We start from the raw sequence: 17,277 nt of genomic DNA on the forward strand, positions 1-17,277 counted from the left end.
GTTATAGTCTCGTGGGCTCGGAGATGTGTATAAGAGACAGCTCCGGACCGGCGGGCAGCGCGTAGTCGTAGAAGCCAGCGCCGGTCTTCGGCACGCTCTGGCCGCCGATGAACACGGTCCAGCGGAACATCCAGGCGCCGTGCAGGGCGATCAGCCCGGTCAGCAGCCCAGTTCCGGCCGGCTTGGCGACGGCGATGGCGAAGGGCAGCGCGGTGGCGGCGACGGCCCAGACGGCGGTGACGCGCCATGCCTCTGACCCGGCGACGCTGCCCAGCGCCTCCGCGTGGCTGGCGTCTAGCCCGAACAGGCCGAGCGCCAGCCAAAGCGCCCCGACCATCATGACGCCGCCCAGAAAGCCGGCGAGCAGCCGGTTCGCCCGCACCTCCACCGCGCGGTCGTTGCCGGCGGCGAAGCGGTTCAGCACCAGCACCAGCCCGGCGGCGCCGGCCAGCGCGGTCATCAGGAACTGCACGGGCAGGAACGGCGTGTGCCACAGCGGGCGCGCCTTGACCACCGCGACCTCCGCCCCGGTGTAGAGGGCGACGAGAAGCGCACCCGCCAGGGCAAACAGGCCGGCGGCGCGGATCAGCGCGTCGTTGCGCCCGCCGCCCAGCGACGCCAGCCGGTAGAGCGCGGCGAGGCGGCTGCCCACCCGGCCATGCGCCTGCAACTCTTCGCGGAAGCAGGCCCAGCCGTAGACCAGCAGGCCGGTGACGTAGAGGGGGATGAAGACGGAGCCCCACCACATCCACGACGTCGGACGCAGCACGACGTAGAAGTGCCAGAAGCGGCCGGGCTGATGGAGGTCCGACAGCAGCGCCACCGGGGCGGCCAGCCCGCAGGTCAGCGCCACCAGCAGGGCGGTGCGCCCAAGCGCACGCCAGTCCTGTCGGGCGAAGGCGTAGCCGGGCAGGCTCAGCAGCAGGCCGCCGACCGACAGGGCGATCAGGAAGAAGTATTGAACGGCCCAGGGAAGCCACGCGACCTCGCGGGTCACGTTGATGACCTCGACGATGTGGTTGTCCATCACGCGTGCTCCTTTTGGGCGTGGGTCTCGCTGCTGGGCCGCCAGAGCGTCGGCGTGCCGTCGACCTTCCCTTGGAAGCGGGGATCGAGGCCGAGGTAGAAGACGCGCGGCTGGGTCCCCTGCTCCGGCTTCAGCACCTTGGGGTTCTCTTCGCGGACCAGGGTGGCGACGGCGCTGTCCGGGTCGTTCAGGTCACCGAAGATGCGGGCGCCGCCGACGCAGGTCTCCACGCAGGCGGGCAGCAGCCCGGCCTCCACGCGGTGGACGCAGAAGGTGCATTTGTCGGCGGTCTGGGTTTCGTGGTTGATGAAGCGCGCGTCGTAGGGGCAGGCCTGGACGCAATAGGCGCAGCCGACGCAGACGGTGTTGTCCACCACGACGATGCCGTCCCGGCGCTGGAAGGTCGCGCCGGTCGGACAGACGGGGATGCAGGGAGGGTCCTCGCAATGGTTGCACAGGCGCGGCAGCATGTAGCTGCCGGCCTTGCCCTGCTCGGTCACTTCGTAGGTGGAGACGATGGTGCGGAAGCTGTTCTCCGGAACATCGTTCTCCATGATGCAGGCGACCGTGCAGGCTTGGCAGCCCACGCATTTGCCCACATCCACCACCATCGCCCAGCGGTGCGCCGGATCGCCGTCCCGGCGGAGCGACGCAGTGCCGGGGGCCGCGGCGGCGGCGGGCATCGCAGCCACCGTCGCGGCCCCGATGGTCGCGGCACTGGCGCCGAGGCAGAAGTTGCGCCTTGATCGGTCCATGGCTGGCCTCTTCGCACCTGATTCCTTCGGCCGCGACGAACCGCGGCCCTACGGTGCGAAGGGTACCGGCGCCCTGCCCCCACTCCCATTGGGGGCATCCCTACACTTCTTAGGGTAAACCCCAGTGACGACATGCCGCAGGGTTTGTGGATGGTGCTCCGGCGGCGATCAGCCCTTGAGGGCGTCGGCGACGGCGCGGGCCACGCCGGCGTGGGTGGCGTCCCGTTCCTTGAAGGCGTCGGCCGTCTCGGTCAGGTAGCTGGCGATCAGCAGCGGGGCCCTCCCCTCCGGCCAGACGATGCCGATGTCGTTGGCCGTCCCGCGCACGCCGGTGCCGGTCTTGTCGCCGACGCGCCAGCCCTTCGGCAGGCCGGCGCGCAGGCGCTTGTCACCGGTCCGGTTGGCGACCATCCAGGCGATGAGCCGCTCGCGCGACGCCGGGCTCAGCGCGTCGCCCAGCATCAGCCGCTCCATGCTGTGGACCATCGCAGCGGGCGTGGTGGTGTCGCGCGGATCGCCGGGAATGGCGCTGTTCAGCGACGGCTCGTTGCGGTCCAGCCGGGTTTTCCGGTCGCCCAGCGTGCGCAGGAAGGCGGTCAGCCCGGCGGGATCACCCACCGCCGGCAGCAGCAGGTTTGCCGCCACGTTGTCGCTGAGCGTCATCGTCGCCTCGCACAGCTCGGCCACCGTGGGGGGCGGGCCGTCGAGGCGGGTTTCGGTGAAGGGGGCGTAGGGGACCATGTCCGCCTTGGTCACCGGAATGGGCCGGTCCAGCCGCTCGCGTCCCTCGTCCACCCGCTTCAGGACGGCGCTAGCCAAAAGAAATTTGAAGGTGCTGCACATCGGGAAGCGCTCGTCCGCGCGCTGCCCGAAGCGCTGCCCGGTGCCGGTGTCGAGCACCGCCACTCCCAGCCGGCCGCCGCTGCGCTTTTCCAGAGCGGCAATCGCGTCGGCCAGCCGCTTGTTCCCGAATTTCCTGGGTTTCTCCGCCTTCACGCCGGTTGCCGCCAGCACCGTCATGCCGCCCGCCGCGGCCAGGAAAGCCCGCCGTCCGATCATCGTATCCTCGTCTCATGCCGTGTCGATGGGCTGACGATAAAAAGCTGCCGGCCTCCGAACAAACGATGATAGTTTTCACAAGCCACAAGAAAAACTAATGGCTCTTCATGGCCCGTCCCCAGCTTCCGCTCAACGCGCTGCGCGCCTTCGAGGCGTCGGCCCGCCATCTCAGCTTCACCCGCGCCGGGCTGGAGCTGTGCGTCAGCCAAGCGGCGGTCAGCCAGCAAATTCGCACATTGGAGGCGCGGCTGGGTGTCACCCTGTTCCGCCGCCTGCCGCGCGGCCTCGCCTTGACCGACGAGGGGGCGGCGCTGGTGCCGGTGCTGATGGATGCCTTCGAGCGCATCGGCGCGACGCTCGACCGCTTCGCCGACGGGCGTTACCACGAGGTGTTGACGGTCGGGGTGGTGGGGACCTTCGCGACGGGCTGGCTGCTGCCGCGCCTGCCGGCCTTCACCGCCGCGAACCCGGCGGTCGACCTACGCATCCTGACCAACAACAACCGGGTCGATCTGGCCGGCGAGGGGCTGGATTTCGCCATCCGTTTCGGCGACGGTTCCTGGCACGGGGTGGAGGCGGTGCCGCTGCTCGACGCCCCGCTGACTCCGCTCTGCGCCCCGGCACTGGCGCAGCGGCTGTCCAGTCCGGCGGACCTCGCGCGGGAGGTGTTGCTGCGCTCCTACCGGGTCGAGGAGTGGCAGCGCTGGTTCGCGCTGGCCGGGGTGCCCTGCCCGGCCATCCGCGGTCCGGTCTTCGACTCCTCTCCCACCCTCGCCGCCGCCGCGGCGATGGGCGCCGGAGTGGCGCTGCTGCCCGCGCGGCTGTTCGGCCACGATCTGGCCACCGACCGGCTGGTCCGCCCCTTCGCCATCGAGGTGCCGGCGGGCCGCTACTGGCTCACCCGCCTGCACTCCCGTCTCGAGACGGCGGCGATGCAGAGCTTCCGCCACTGGATCGCCGCCGCTGTCCGGGCGGGGGATTAGGCCGGAGTGTCAGGCTGGTGTGGGCGCCTGTTCGGGCAGGACGCCGGACTGCTTCAGCTCCCGCCAGAAGTCCACCGGGATCGGCTGCTTCATCAGCGCCACATTCTCATGGACGCGCGGCGGGTTCTTGGTGCCCGGAATGACCGAGGCGACGACCGGGTGCGCCGCGCAGAATTGCAGCGCCGCCGCCCGCAGATCCACGCCGTGCCGCTGGGCGATCTCGGCCAGACGGTCGCGTGCCGCCACCTTGTCCGGCGGGGCCTCCTGGTACTCGAAGTTCTTGCCCCCGGCGATCAGGCCGGAGTTGTAGGGGCCCCCGACCACGACATGGACGCCGCGTTCCTGGCAGCGCGGGAACAGCGTGTCCAGCGCCGGCTGGTTCAGCAGGCTGTAGCGCCCGGCCAGCAGGAAGACGTCCGGGTCGGCCCGCTCCAGCGCCATCACGCAGGGCTCCACCCGGTTGACGCCCAGGCCCCAGCCGCGGATCACGCCCTCCTCGCGGAGCTTGGTCAGCGCCACGGCGGCGCCCTTCATGGCGGTGTCGAACACCTCCAGCCAGCGGTCGCCGTGGGCGTCCTCGGCGCAGTCGTGGATGTAGGCGATGTCGATGCGCGCCATGCCGAGCCGTTGCAGGCTGTCCTCGATGGAGCGGCGCACCCCGTCGGCGGTGTAGTCGTAGTCCACCCGGAAGGGCAGCCCCTTCACGAAGGGGCCGTGCTTGCCGCCCTTGCTGGAATCGGCGCGCAGCAGGCGCCCGACCTTGGTGGACAGGACGAAGTCGTCGCGCGGCCGGTTGCGCAGGACATGGCCGAACCGGTGCTCCGATATGCCGGGGCCATACTCCGGCGCCGTGTCGAAATAGCGGATGCCGGCGTCCCAGGCGGCGGCCAGCGTGGCCTCCGCCACGTCGTCCGGCACCTCCTCGAACATGTTGCCGAGCGGAGCGCCACCAAACCCGATGGGTCCGGGCGGAGCGAAATGCTTGCTGTCCGGCATGACCGACCTCTCGTTGTTCCGTGCGTGTGCGGGATTCCAGTCTGCGCTCTGGCGGCGCTTCCCTCAACATGGGGCCTAAACATCGGCCCTCAACATCGGCCCTCAACATCGGGATGGTTCCCGCGTTCCCATTCGCAACTTGACGACGCGGGCGTGGCAATTTGCGACACGAATGGGAGCGCGTTGGCAAATTGCAACGGTTGGGAAGGAACAACCGCGCAGCCCGCTCGGGAATTTTGCTGGGTGGAACAGCAATTGCGCGGAGATTGGGAGTTGGTACGGAATTTGAGAATGATTTGATCCGGTGCGGGCAACCGGCGCCGAACAAAAAATACCCCAGGCAGGACATCCCATCATGACCACCTCCCTTCGTGCTTTCGCCAACTTGCGCACCGCAACCAAGGTCTATACCGGCTTCGGGGTCACGCTGGCCCTGCTGGTCACGTTGGGGGCGGTTTCCTGGAGCGGCCTTCGGTCCAACGATACAGCGCTGCGCAGCTACGCGGCGCAGTCCAACATCACGGTGACGTTGGGAGAGGCCGATACCGCGCTGTCCGACGCGCTGGGAGCGGCAGCGGAGTTTCTCGTTTCCGGCACGGACGGCGCGGCCAACCGATTCCGCGCGACAGCCGGCGAGTTCCGCCGGCAGTTGGACAGGGCGGCCCCCGGCATCGGCGATTCGGCCGATCGTCAGGCGGTGGAGGAGATCCGCGGGCTGGAGCGGGACTTCCTGACCGGCTTCGACCGTCTGGTCGCCCTGCGCACGGAACGGGACGGCATCGTTGCGGAGGTGGTCAACAAGCTGGGCGCCGACATTCGCCGGACGTTGAGCGATCTGGTGACGGTCGAACGGCAGACCGGCAATCTGGACCGCACCGTTCAGGCCGCGGGCGTCAGCGAGCAGTATCTGCTGGTGCGCGTCCTGGTCGCACGCTTCGTGACCGAGACGAAGCCCGAGGATCTGGTCCGCATCCGCCAGGATCTGGCGTCGGTGGCCGCCGATGTCGAGGGCGAAGCCAAGGGCTGGGCCGATTCCCCGGGCGCCGCCAAGCGCACCGAGGTGCTCGCCAAGCTGCCGCGCTACACCGCCGGCATCGAGCGCATTGCCGCCATCGCCGAGGAGATGACACGCGTCAACGCCGACACGCTGACCCGCGCCGGCGCCCAGATCAATGGGAAGATCGGGTCGATACGCCAGCACTCCACCGAGGTCCTGAAGGGGCTGGAGGTCAGCGCCGCCGCCGCGGTGACCGCCGCCGAGCGGCAGGGTGCCGCGGTGACCGCCGCCGCCGTTGCGCTGGGCCTGCTGCTGGCCTGGATGATCTCGCGGGCGATCACCCGTCCGCTTGGCGCCATAACCGGGGCGATGGGCCGGCTGGCCGAAGGCGACCGCACGGTGCAGGTGGATGAGGGGTGGCGAAAGGACGAGATCGGGGCGCTGGCCCGCGCCCTCCAGGTCTTCAAGTCGAACGCCGAGGAGATGGAGCGCATGCGCAAGGCGCAGGAGGAGGCCGAACGCCAGGCCGCCGAGCAGCGCCGCGTCACCATGATCCGCATGGCCGACACCTTCGAAGCGACCGTCCAGGGCATCGTCGAGGCGGTGGCGAGCGCCGCCGGCGGCATGCACAACGCCGCCAGCACCCTGTCCGGCACCGCGTCGGACGCCAGCGAGCGCTCGCTGCTGGTCGCCTCTGCCTCCGAGGAGGCGTCGGCCAACGTGCAGACCGTCGCCAGCGCGACGGAGGAATTGTCGGCCTCCATCGCCGAGATCGGCCAGCAGGTGGAGATCTCCACCCGCATCGCCGGTCAGGCGGTGACCGACGCGGAAGGTGCCGACCGCACCATGCGCGCCCTGGTCACCGCCGCCGAGCAGATCGGGCAGGTGGTGGAGATCATCAGCGGCATCGCCGCCCAGACGAACCTGCTGGCGCTGAACGCGACCATCGAGGCGGCGCGCGCGGGCGAGGCCGGCAAGGGCTTCGCCGTGGTGGCGGGCGAGGTGAAGGCGCTGGCCAACCAGACCGCCAGGGCGACCGACGAGATCCAGTCGAAGGTGCAGGAGATCCAGCAGACCACTGGCGGCGCGCAGAAGGCCATCGGCAGCATTGGCCAGACCATCGGCCGGATGAGCGAGATCGCCACCACCATCGCCGCGGCCATCGAGGAGCAGGCCGCTGCGACCCGCGAGATCGCCAGCAGCGTGTCCCAGGCCGCTCAGGGGACGGAGGAGGTATCGCGCAACATCGCCGGCGTCAGCACGGCGGTGTCGGAGACTGGCAGTGCAGCCAGCCATGTCCATGGCACGTCGGAGGAACTGGCCGCCGAGGCCGAGCGGCTGCGCAGCGAGGTGCGCAGCTTCATCGCCACCGTCCGGGCCGCCTGATCCGGCGGGATGAGGGGATCACCGCTTGTTCCGGTTCCCCTCCACCGGAAGGGTGATAGGCTGAACCGAGGCGCCTGAGCAAAAGGCGTCTCGGTTGGGCGGCCGGGATGGTCGGTCATGGTGAGTAGGATTTCCCTGAGAGCCGCCTCCGGTTTTGTCCGGCGTTTCGCCGGGCTGGCCGGGGGCTATTGGGCGGGGCGGGACCGCTGGTCGGTATGGCTGCTGACGGCGGCTCTTCTGACCCTGACGGTGGCGCAGGTGTCGGTCCCGGTCATGTTGAACCTGTGGAGCCAGCGCCTGTTCGACGCGCTGGAGCAGCGGGCGATGGACCGTTTGCCGGTCATGGCCGCGGCGGCCGGCGGCATTCTGCTGTTCAACATCGCCGTCACCGTGTCGCATCTGTGGGTGAAGCGGCGCATCCAGTTCGGTTGGCGGGCGTGGCTGACCCGGCGCTTGGTCGGCGGTTGGCTGTCCGACGGGCGCGAACTGGCCCTCCCCTCCCGTCCAGGCGACCATGACAATCCGGACGGACGCATCGCCGAGGACGTCCGAATCGTCACCGAACTCGCCATCGATCTGGGCCATTCGTTGACCTACTGCCTGCTGCTGCTGGTCAGTTTCGCCGGCATCCTATGGCGCCTTTCCGGAGTCGTTCCTGTCACGCTCGGCGGCGTGAGCGTTCCGGTGCCCGGCCATCTGCTCCTCCTCGCCTTGGCCTTCTCCGCCGCCGGGACCGCTGCGGCCATCGCCGTCGCCCGGCCGCTCGTCCGCGCGGCGGAGCGCCGGCAGGGGTTGGAGGCCGATTTCCGCTTCGGGCTGGCGCGGGTTCGCGAGAACGCCCCGGTCATCGCCCGGCAGCATGGCGAGGCCGTCGAGCGCAGCCGCATGGCTCTGCTGTTCGGCGGGGTGCGCCGTGGCTGGGAGCGGCAGACCGGCGCGCTGGTCCGCGTGATGGCCTTCGGCGCGTCCTATTCGGTGCTGTCCACGGTCTTTCCCATCCTGGTGGTGGCGCCCCGCTACGTCGCGGGGGCCATCACGCTGGGGATGATGATGCAGACCGCGCAAGCCTTCCAGCAGGCCGTCGCGGCGCTGTCCTGGCCCATCGACAATCTGGCGACCGTCGCCCAGTGGAAGGCGTCGGTGGAGCGCGTGCTGGGATTGAAGGAGGCGCTGGACGGGATCGCCCCCTTGCCCCCGGTCAAGGCGCGCGCTCCCGATTGTCTGTCCGATGGCGGCAACACCGCGCAAAAACGGTAAGGCGGTCCGGCACTTTCCGTTTGACCTCAACTTAGCTTGAGGTTCTATCCTGCCGCCGCACGCCGAAACCTTGGGAGGGACCGGGCCGAATGCACCGCGAGATACGGCTCCTGCTGCGCCGCTGGAAAATTACTCTGCTGAAGAAACGCGAAAACCGCCGCCGCCTTGCCCTGTTCAGGCCCATCCTGCCCGGTGCGAATCTGAAGGACCGGTTGATCGCCTGCTGCGGGGCCATGCTCGGCCTCGCCGCGACGGGCCTGCTCTGCCACAACCTGCTGACCCACATCACCAGTGCGCCGGCCCTGGTGGCGCCCATGGGGGCGTCGGCGGTTCTGCTGTTCGCGGTGCCGGCCAGTCCGCTGGCTCAGCCCTGGTCGATCATCGGCGGCAACACCCTGTCGGCGCTGGTCGGGGTGATGGTTGCGGCGCTGATCCCCGACCCGATGCTGGCCGGCGGCGTGGCGGTGGCGCTGGCCATCGCGACCATGTCGATGACGCGCTGTCTGCACCCGCCGGGCGGCGCCGCCGCGCTGACCGCGGTGATCGGTGGACCGGCGGTCGCGGCGTCGGGGATGCAGTTCGTGTTCTATCCGGTGGCCGTCAACTCCATCCTTCTGGTGCTGGCGGGCTGGACGTTCCACCGCTTCTCCGGCCATTCCTACCCGCACCGGGCGCCGCCCAAGCCGGCCAACAGCCACGGCACCGCCGACCCGCCCGCCCGGACGCGCGGCGGCCTGACCGCCGACGATCTGGACGAGGCGATCCGCGAGTTGGGAGAGGCGCTGGACGTCAACCGCGACGACCTGAGCGCCCTTCTGGAGAAGGCCGAACTTCACGCCATGGAGCGGATGCACGGCGGGATCACCTGCGGCGATATCATGGCCCGCGATGTGGTGACGGTGAGTGCGGAGGCTCATCCGGAGGTGGCCCGTGCCCGCCTGATCGAGCACAGCTTCCGCACCCTGCCGGTGGTGGACCGGCGCAACGTGGTGGTTGGTCTGGTCGGGCACCAGCATCTGGTGGAGAACGCCGCGACGGTGGCCTCGGTGATGGCCCCGCCGGTGACCGCCGGCCCGGAAACCCCAGCCTTCCGCCTGCTCGGCCCACTGTCGGACGAGAGCACGCACGAGGTTGCCATCGTGGATGGGAGCGGCGGACTGCTGGGGGTGGTGACCCAGACGGACCTGCTGCTCGTGATGGCCCGCACGAACCTGCTGCAATCGTTGGACAGCGCCCGGAGCCCGGCTGCGCTGGTGGCGTCGGAAAGCCACTGAACCGCAACGGCAGCCCCGGCTCCGCGAGAAAATTTTCTCGCGGAGCCGTCTTTTTTACTCCCCTCCCCTGCCCTTCCCGGCGTCGAGGATCGCGTCGATGTCGTCGCGGATCGCGCGGAGCGTCTCCCGGTCGATGTCCGCCAGCGCCAAACCCTGTTCACGGACGCTGGCGACGGTCTGGCGCGCCCCGAACACCACCTTCGCCAGCGGCTTCGGCAGAGCGCTGCCGGTCGGAACCGCGTTGCTGCGGGGCTTTGCCGCCATGGGCGCCGGGGTCTCCTCGTCGGCAGAGCGCCGGGTCATCTCATTGACCAGCGCGTCCCAGCCGCGCAGCTGTTCGCCCTCCCCTTTCAGCCGGGCGATCTCCACCAGCCGGTAACGCGCCGGGCGATGCAGCGGATATTCGTCGCGGATGCGCTGCGGCAGGCGGCTGATGAGGAGCGCGCGGGAAATGTCCACCCGGTCCTTGCCGACGATCCGCCCGACATCCTCCTGCCGGTAGCCGTGGCGCTCCATCAGCCGGGCGTAGGCGTCGCCCTCCTCGAAGGGCGACAGGTCGGTGCGGACGACGTTCTCGATCAGCGCCAACTCGTCCGACGCGCCGGTGACGGTGACGGCGTAGATGGTCGGGTGGCCGAGCGCCCGCACGGCGCGGAAGCGCCGCTCCCCGAAGACGAGCTGGAAGCGGCCGTCGCCCAATTGCTGCACGCCGACCGGTTGGGCCAGCCCATGCTGCGCGATGGAGGATTTCAGCGCCTCCATGTCCGCCTCGTCGAAATGGCGGCGCGGCTGGTCGGGGTTGGTGACGATGCGGCCGACGTCGATCTCCACGACGACCGGACCCCGGCGGTTGAAGCCCTGCCCGTCCTCGCGGGCTTGGCGCTCCGCCGCTGCGGTGGTCAGCACGCCGGTGTTCGTCCGGGCCAGTTTACGCGACATGGGCCATCACCTCCGGCATGCGGGCACGTTCCTGGATCAGCGCGTCGGCGACGGCCTGATAGACCTCGTAGCCCGGCGCGTCCGGCACCGCCTCCAGCGCGGCGCGCCCGGCGGCCACCGCCTGGGCGTAGACGGTCGCCCGCGGGATCGGGCCGAAGACGCGCAGCTTCGCGCCGAACAGGTTGCGGATGTCGTCGAGCGACGCTTGGTCCTGGGTCAGCCGCGCGTTGAACATCGTCGGCAGGATGCCGAGAACGCTGACCCCCGGGTTGGCCCGGCGGCGGATCATGTCCAGGTTCTCCAGCAGGAACTCCACGCCCGCGACGCTCAGCATCTCCGTCTGGCAGGGAATGGCGACGGTGTTGGCGGCGGTCAGCGCGTTGCGGGCCAGCATGCCGAAATGCGGCGGGGTGTCGACGAAGATGAAATCGTAGCTCTGCCGCGCGCCGCCATCCAGGCATTCACGGAGCGCGCAATCCCCCGAGGACTGGCTTTGTAGCTCCGCTTCCGCGTCGCCCAGCCGCATGCCGCTGGGGATCACATCCAGTCCGCTGTCGGTGGTGACGATGTAGTCGCTGAGGTCGAAACCTTTCCCCCGCGATTTCAACGCCTCCACGGACGCCTTCAGCGCGTAGTAGAGGGTTTTCTCCTCGCGCTCGCGCTCGATGGAGTTGATGCCGAGATGGATGGTGGCGTTGGCCTGCGGGTCCGCGTCGATCAGCAGGACCTTGAAGTGCCGGGCGAGCAGGGTGGCGGTGTTGACGGTGAAGGCCGTCTTGCCCACGCCGCCCTTGCGGTTGGCCGCCGCACAGATCAGCGCCGGGCCATGCTGCGTCACCGTTCCGATCTTCTCCTGCAACAGCAGGGAAATGACCGGGGCCGGGATCTTCTCGCTGCCGTTTTCCCAGCGCGAGATCTTCGCCTTGTCGTATTTCCGACCGAGTTTTTCGTTCAGCCAAGCCGCGAAATCCGGCTGGTTCAGCGCCCGGCCTTCCCGGAACGCCTTAATGTCCTCGCCGCGCATGGTTTATTCCCCTGCCTTGCCCCGAGGCCACTTTTGCGCGGCGCCGGAGTCCGGTCAAGCCGGAATGTTGACTCCGGGGCAGAGGAGGGGAGTCAACATTCGGCGAGAAAATTTTCTCGCGGGAAACGCCCGGCGGGTGGTGCGACCGCGGCACCACCCGCCGCTCCGGTCAGCTCGGCTTGTAGGCCGCCTTCGCTTCGGGCATCAGCTTTTGCAGCGCGGCGATGCGGTCCGCCGTGCCGGGGTGGGTGGACATGAAGGTGGGTTGCTCGGCCCCTGCCTGCTTCATGTTCTGCCACAGCTCGATGGCCGCCTGCGGGTCGTAGCCGGCGCGGGCCATCATCAGCAGGCCGGCGCGGTCGGCCGCCAGTTCCTGGTTGCGGGAATAGGGAAGCAGCAGGCCGTACTGCGCGCCGGTGCCCAGTGCTGCGGCGATCATCTCGCTGCCGCCGACCCCGCTCGCTCCGGCCACGGCGCCAAGGATGCTGGTGCCGGCGTCGGTGGCCATCTGGGTGCTCACCCGCTCGGCGGCATGGCCTTCCAGATTGTGGGCGATCTCATGGCCGATGACCGCGGCGAGCTGCGCGTCGGTCTTGGCGTATTGGAACAGCCCCTCATAGACGCCGATCTTCTGGCCGGGCAGCGCGAAGGCGTTGGCTTCCTTGCCCTGGAACACGCGGACCTCCCAACCGGCGGGGTCGAGCGAGGCGGCGCGCAGCAGGCGGGCCGAGATCTGCTCGGCGCGGCGCTGGTAACTGGCGTTGGCGGTGGCCGGGGTCGACTGGATCAGGCGTTGCCAGTCCTGTTGGCCAAGCTCGACGAGCTGTTCCTGCGAGACGAGGTTCAGCCCGAGCCCCGTCGAGTTTCCGGCGCATCCGGCCAGCGCCAGGGACCCGGCCAGCGCCGCGGCAAGGCACAGGGGTCGGACGGTCATGGTCGGCATTGCTCTTCCTCCGTTGTGGTTCTGTCCACCGCATCCTATCCGATGGCGGATGGGCTGTGCCGGGGCAATTCGGTGGTCATGATTCTGGTGGCCGTGTTCTGAAAGCCGCAACGTTTGGCAAGGCGTGATGTTGCTTCCCGTCACCGCCGGCAGGCGGGGGATCGCATCCGGAGAGCACCATGCCGATCAAAGCCTTTGCGCTCAACTGCACCCTGAAGCCGTCGGGAAAGCCCTCCTCGACCGACGCGATGATCGGCCTGCTCCAGAAGGACCTCGCCGCCCATGGGGTCGAGGTGGGCGCGCCGGTCCGTGTCGCCGATCATGACGTGAAGCCCGGGGTCACCTCGGACGAGGGGCCGGGTGACGCTTGGCCGGACCTGCGCCGCCAAGTGCTGGAGGCGGACATCCTCATCCTCGGCACGCCGATCTGGATGGGCCAGCCGTCCAGCGTGTGCAAGCGGGTGCTGGAGCGCATGGACGCCTTTCTGGGCGAGACGGACGACCAGGGCCGCATGGTGTCCTACGGCAAGGTCGCGCTCGTCGCCGTGGTCGGCAACGAGGATGGCGCCCACCATGTCTCGGCGGAGCTGTTCCAGGCGCTGAACGACGTCGGCTTCACGCTCGCCTCCAACGCCGTCTGCTACTGGGTGGGGGAGGCGATGCAGAAGACCGACTTTCAGGACCTGGACAAGGTGCCCGACAAGGTGGTCTCCACCTCGGCCATGGCCGCGCGCAACGCCGCCCACCTCGCGCGCTTCCTGAAGGAGAAACAGTATCCCGGCGAATGATGGCTCCCGGCGATTAGACGTCTAATAGCGTCGCATCGCCGTCTTCTCCCGGCCGTGCCATTCTGTGGATATCCTCTCAAGAGCCTTCTCAACCGCCCGCGCGATTCCATGTATAGTCGGTCTTGTAGGCCGGCGATGCGATGGCATCGCCGCGGGTGGATGGTGGCAGGAGGAACGGGTGGCGACGCTCAAGGAATTCGAAGAAGCCTTGAAGACGGCGGGCAACACGGAGGCCCTGGAGATCCTAGGCAAGCTGCGTGAGCGCGACAAGGCCCAGCGGTCGATCCGCCCGGCGCGTCGCGTCGTCGGCAAGAAGATGACCCCGGAACTTGCCGCGCAGATTCTGGAGCTTCATCGCACCACCGACATGACGCAGCAGGAAATCGCGTTCCAGCTCAGCGTCAACCAGGGCCGCGTGAACGAGGTCATCAAGCGCGGCAAGTGGCTGAACGACGACCCGAACGCGCCAGAGGCCGTCGCCCGCGACAAGGCCAAGGCCCGTGTCAAGGACGGGGTGGGCATCGAACCGCGCCCGTCCCGTCCGAAGAAGAAAAAGGCGGCCAAGCCGGCCGAGGAACCGGCGGTCGAGCCGATTCAGGAGGCCGTGGCGGAGGACGTGCCTCCTGCCGCAGCGCCGGCGCCGGAAGAACCGGTCCATACGCCCGAACCGGTCGGGGCGGCCCCAGAAGCGCTCGCGCCCGAACCGGCTCCTCTGGAACGGGTTGAGATGGCCCTGAACCCGGACGCCCAGGATGCGGCGGCCGAGGAGAAGGCGGCGCAGGACCAACCGGCCGTGGAACAGGCGCCCAAGGAGAAGAAGAAAAAGCGGAAAGCCGAACCGCCGGCGCAGCTTCTCTTCGACGGGCTGTAAAGCGTTCGCTCAGCCGCGGCGGGGCTGCCACCAGCGGGCCAGGAAGCCCAGCCCGGCGAAGCGCACGACGTGGTGCGTGCCGACGAAGGCGGTGTCGAGGCCGAGCACGAAGGCCACGATGGTCATCGCCTCCACCCCGCCCGGCGCGTAGGCGAGCCAGAGCTGGCCGAAGGGAAGCCCGAGTATCCAGGCTCCCGCCCAGGCGAAGGCCGAGGACAGGACGAGCGCCAGCGCCACGCTTTCCAGCGACGGGCGCAGCGCCGTCCGCAGGGAGGCCAGCGTGACCCCGGCGAAGCGCGACCCGATCAGCGCGCCCGTCACCACGAACCCTGCGTTGAGCAGCCAGTTCGGCAGGCGGTGGTCAACGAGGCCGCTGCCGTGCAGCACCGCGCTTCCCAGCATGGCGCCGAGCAGCACACCGCCGGGCACTCGCAGCTTCTGGAACAACAGCCCGGCCAGGGCGCTGGTGCCGACCAGAAGCGCCATCTCGGGCAAGGCGCCCGCCGGGTCGGAGAGGGCAGGGCGGGGTGGCAGACCCGGCGTGGACGCCACCAAGTCCAACAGCCAGGGCATGGCGGCGACCAGGACGAACAGCCGCAGGCTCTGCGCCAGCGCCACCCGCGGCAGATCGGCCCGGCTCTCCGCCGCCAACACCAGCACCGCGCCCAGCGCGCCGGGGACGGCGGCGTAGCGCGCGGTCGCCGGGTCCCAGCGATGCACCCGCTCCAGCCACGCCGAGCAGGCGTAGAGGCAGACCATCACCGATCCGGCGAGCAGCGCCATGCTGAGCGGCCAGGACGCCATCTGGTGCAGCGTGTCGGGCGTCACCCCGGCGCCCATGGAGATGCCCAGCAGCACGAAGGCGGCGGTGCCGAGCGGGGAGGGCAGGCGGAGTTTCAGTCCGCCGAGCGCCCCGCCGGCCACCGCGGTCATCGCTCCCATCAGCCACGCTGCGGGCAGCCCCGCCAAGGCGAACAGCCCGCCGCCCAGGGTGGCCAGAAGGAGGGTCAGGGCGGTGGCGGCGAGTCGCTTCATCATCCGTCGGGTCCGGCTGCGGCAAGGGCCGTGCACTGTGCGTGTCCCCCGCAATGTCGTGCAACCGGTAAGGGCGGTCACCTGACAAGCGTGTGCGGCATGGGCCGGCGATTGTCCGGACCGTCCGCCTGCTGCATTGTCGGAACAACCAGCCGCCACGGCGGCCCAGACGACGCGGGAGGGGACCATGCCCAAGAAATCCACGGGACGGACGCCATGAGGTTCGCCGCCAACCTGTCCATGATGTTCACCGAGCGGCCCTTCCTTGAGCGGTTCGGCGCCGCGGCAGCGGCCGGCTTTGATGCGGTGGAGTTCCTGTTCCCTTACGACGTGCTGGCGGAGCGGATCAAGGCGGCGCTGGACGCCCATGGGCTGACCCAGGCGCTGTTCAACCTGCCCCCTGGCGATTGGGCGGCGGGGGAACGCGGCATCGCCAGCCTGCCCGGTCGCGAGGCGGAGTTCCGCGAGGGCGTGGCGACGGCCATCGCCTACGCCAAGGTGCTGGGCAACCGACTGCTGCATTGCATGGCCGGCATTCAGCCGCAGGGGATGGATCGGGAGGAGGCGCTGGAGGTCTACACCGGCAATCTGCGCCATGCCGCGGCGGCCTGTGCGGAGGCCGGGTTGACGCTGCTGGTGGAGCCGATCAACAACCGCGACATGCCGGGCTATCTGATGAACGGCACCGCGCTGGCCCGCCAAGTGATTGGAGAGGTGGGGGCGCCGAACCTGAAGCTCCAGCTCGACCTCTACCATTGCCAGATCAGCGAGGGCGACCTCGCCACCCGCATCCGGGCCAACGCCGACCTCACCGCCCATGTGCAGATCGCCGGCGTGCCCGACCGGCAGGAGCCCGATCGCGGCGAGGTCCACTATCCCTATCTGTTCGAGGTTCTGGCCGACACCGGCTACCGCGGCTTCATCGGCTGCGAGTACCGGCCCCGCGCCCGGACGGAGGATGGGCTGGGCTGGTTCCACGCCGCCAACACGCGGGCCGCGCGCTGACCATGGACCTGCTTGCCCCCCTGTCCAGCATCGCCGCCGTCGTCGTGCCGGTGTTCCTGATCGCCGCCCTCGGCTTCGGCTGGAGCCGCGCCAAGCTGCCCTACGACAGCGCCTTCATCACCACCTTCGCGATCAACGTCTCCACCCCCTGCCTGGTCTTCTCCTCGCTGGCCCGCCTGACGCTGGGCGGGGACGATCTGTTGGCCATGGCGGCGGCCTCGGTCGGCAGCATGGCGCTGGCCGGGCTGATGGCGACGCCGATCCTGCTCGCCAGCCGCCTGCCGCTGCGCGTCTATCTGCCGGCGCTCAGCTTTCCCAACGGCGGCAACATGGGCATCCCCGTCTGCCTGTTCGCCTTCGGGGAAACCGGGATGGGGCTGGCGGTGCTGTTCTTCGCGACGCTCGCCGTCCTCCAGTTCACCATCGGCCCGGCCCTGGCGGCGGGGCGCACGGACGCCAAGCAGGTGCTGCGCACCCCGGTGATCTACGCGGTCGCGCTGGCCGTGCTGGTCCTGTTGACCGGCGTCCAGCCGCCGCAATGGGTGACCAACACGACGACGCTGCTCGGCAACTGCGCGGTGCCGCTGATGCTGTTCTCTCTGGGGGTGGCACTGGCGGGGCTGCGGATGCAGGGCATGATGCGGTCGCTGGCCATGTCGGCGCTGCGCCTGCTGCTCGGCTTCGCCGCCGGGCTGGCGGTGGTGGAGGTGCTGGGCCTGGAGGGCACGATGCGCGGCGTCGTGCTGCTGGAAAGCACCATGCCGGTGGCGGTCTTCAACTACCTCTGGGCGCTGCGCTACAACAACGCGCCGCAGGAGGTCGCCGGGATGGTGCTGGGCTCCACGGCGCTGTCGTTCCTGACGCTGCCGCTGCTGCTGGCCGCGGTGATGTGAGGGGCTGTCTCTTATACACATCTGACGCTGCCGACGATTATACGC

16 protein-coding genes are annotated in these 17,277 nt (G+C 69.4%); 8 read left to right on the forward strand and 8 right to left on the reverse strand.

Going from position 1 to position 17,277, the window contains the following annotated elements; genetic code table 11:
- Position 1 precedes the first annotated feature (1 nt).
- From nrfD to bla, 3 genes are all read right to left on the reverse strand, one after another.
- Positions 2-1,027 carry an NrfD/PsrC family molybdoenzyme membrane anchor subunit gene (gene nrfD / locus Q4I23_RS20195; protein ID WP_498527379.1) on the reverse strand — a complete coding sequence of 342 codons (1,026 nt, stop codon included), beginning with the start codon at positions 1,025-1,027 and terminating at the stop codon, positions 2-4.
- Positions 1,027-1,782, reverse strand: a complete 756-nt coding sequence (dsrO, locus tag Q4I23_RS20200) for a sulfate reduction electron transfer complex DsrMKJOP subunit DsrO (RefSeq protein WP_498527380.1) — start codon at positions 1,780-1,782, stop codon at positions 1,027-1,029. Before dsrO ends, nrfD begins: the two co-directional genes overlap by 1 nt.
- Positions 1,783-1,950: 168 nt before the next feature.
- A complete protein-coding gene (gene bla / locus Q4I23_RS20205; protein WP_498527381.1) occupies positions 1,951-2,841 on the reverse strand; it encodes a class A beta-lactamase in 891 nt (296 codons plus the stop codon).
- Between the two features lie 107 nt (positions 2,842-2,948).
- Between bla and Q4I23_RS20210 the strand changes: the two genes are divergently transcribed.
- Positions 2,949-3,824 (forward strand): LysR family transcriptional regulator, encoded by an 876-nt coding sequence (locus Q4I23_RS20210; RefSeq protein WP_498527382.1) that lies wholly within the window; start codon positions 2,949-2,951, stop codon positions 3,822-3,824.
- 9 nt (positions 3,825-3,833) lie between these two features.
- Here the strand turns inward: Q4I23_RS20210 and Q4I23_RS20215 are convergent, their stop codons facing one another.
- Positions 3,834-4,820, reverse strand: a complete 987-nt coding sequence (locus tag Q4I23_RS20215; protein WP_498527383.1) for an aldo/keto reductase — start codon at positions 4,818-4,820, stop codon at positions 3,834-3,836.
- A gap of 355 nt (positions 4,821-5,175) precedes the next feature.
- On the opposite strand from Q4I23_RS20215, the gene Q4I23_RS20220 reads away from it, so the two are divergent.
- From Q4I23_RS20220 to Q4I23_RS20230, 3 genes are all read left to right on the forward strand, one after another.
- Positions 5,176-7,203, forward strand: coding sequence for a methyl-accepting chemotaxis protein (locus Q4I23_RS20220; RefSeq protein WP_498527384.1), 2,028 nt, complete (start codon positions 5,176-5,178; stop codon positions 7,201-7,203).
- Positions 7,204-7,320: 117 nt separating this feature from the next.
- Complete coding sequence (locus Q4I23_RS20225; RefSeq protein WP_498527385.1) at positions 7,321-8,460, forward strand: SbmA/BacA-like family transporter; 1,140 nt, start codon at positions 7,321-7,323, stop codon at positions 8,458-8,460.
- An 89-nt stretch (positions 8,461-8,549) separates the two neighbouring features.
- Positions 8,550-9,734 (forward strand): HPP family protein, encoded by a 1,185-nt coding sequence (locus tag Q4I23_RS20230; RefSeq protein WP_498527386.1) that lies wholly within the window; start codon positions 8,550-8,552, stop codon positions 9,732-9,734.
- A gap of 54 nt (positions 9,735-9,788) precedes the next feature.
- Here Q4I23_RS20230 and Q4I23_RS20235 read toward each other — a convergent pair whose 3' ends face one another.
- The 3 genes from Q4I23_RS20235 to Q4I23_RS20245 all read right to left on the reverse strand — a co-directional run bounded on the left by Q4I23_RS20235 (position 9,789) and on the right by Q4I23_RS20245 (position 12,631).
- Positions 9,789-10,673 carry a ParB/RepB/Spo0J family partition protein gene (locus Q4I23_RS20235; protein WP_498527387.1) on the reverse strand — a complete coding sequence of 295 codons (885 nt, stop codon included), beginning with the start codon at positions 10,671-10,673 and terminating at the stop codon, positions 9,789-9,791.
- On the reverse strand, positions 10,663-11,697 hold the full coding sequence (locus Q4I23_RS20240) for an AAA family ATPase (protein WP_498527388.1): 1,035 nt from the start codon (positions 11,695-11,697) through the stop codon (positions 10,663-10,665). The genes Q4I23_RS20235 and Q4I23_RS20240 overlap by 11 nt, the downstream gene beginning before the upstream one ends.
- A gap of 169 nt (positions 11,698-11,866) precedes the next feature.
- A complete protein-coding gene (locus Q4I23_RS20245) occupies positions 11,867-12,631 on the reverse strand; it encodes a M48 family metallopeptidase (protein ID WP_041813439.1) in 765 nt (254 codons plus the stop codon).
- Positions 12,632-12,819: 188 nt separating this feature from the next.
- Between Q4I23_RS20245 and Q4I23_RS20250 the strand changes: the two genes are divergently transcribed.
- Both Q4I23_RS20250 and Q4I23_RS20255 read left to right on the forward strand, forming a co-directional pair.
- Positions 12,820-13,428 carry a flavodoxin family protein gene (locus tag Q4I23_RS20250; protein WP_498527389.1) on the forward strand — a complete coding sequence of 203 codons (609 nt, stop codon included), beginning with the start codon at positions 12,820-12,822 and terminating at the stop codon, positions 13,426-13,428.
- Positions 13,429-13,606: 178 nt separating this feature from the next.
- Complete coding sequence (locus Q4I23_RS20255; protein ID WP_498527390.1) at positions 13,607-14,299, forward strand: hypothetical protein; 693 nt, start codon at positions 13,607-13,609, stop codon at positions 14,297-14,299.
- A gap of 9 nt (positions 14,300-14,308) precedes the next feature.
- Here the strand turns inward: Q4I23_RS20255 and Q4I23_RS20260 are convergent, their stop codons facing one another.
- Positions 14,309-15,337 carry an AbrB family transcriptional regulator gene (locus Q4I23_RS20260; protein ID WP_498527391.1) on the reverse strand — a complete coding sequence of 343 codons (1,029 nt, stop codon included), beginning with the start codon at positions 15,335-15,337 and terminating at the stop codon, positions 14,309-14,311.
- Between the two features lie 213 nt (positions 15,338-15,550).
- Here Q4I23_RS20260 and otnI point away from each other — a divergent pair, with 213 nt between their 5' ends.
- Positions 15,551-16,339 carry a 2-oxo-tetronate isomerase gene (gene otnI, locus Q4I23_RS20265; RefSeq protein ID WP_498527392.1) on the forward strand — a complete coding sequence of 263 codons (789 nt, stop codon included), beginning with the start codon at positions 15,551-15,553 and terminating at the stop codon, positions 16,337-16,339.
- Positions 16,340-16,341: 2 nt separating this feature from the next.
- A complete protein-coding gene (locus Q4I23_RS20270; RefSeq protein WP_498527393.1) occupies positions 16,342-17,232 on the forward strand; it encodes an AEC family transporter in 891 nt (296 codons plus the stop codon).
- The last annotated feature ends 45 nt before the right edge of the window (positions 17,233-17,277 follow it).

It is taken from the genome of Azospirillum sp. UFLA03-27 (genome assembly GCF_059803775.1).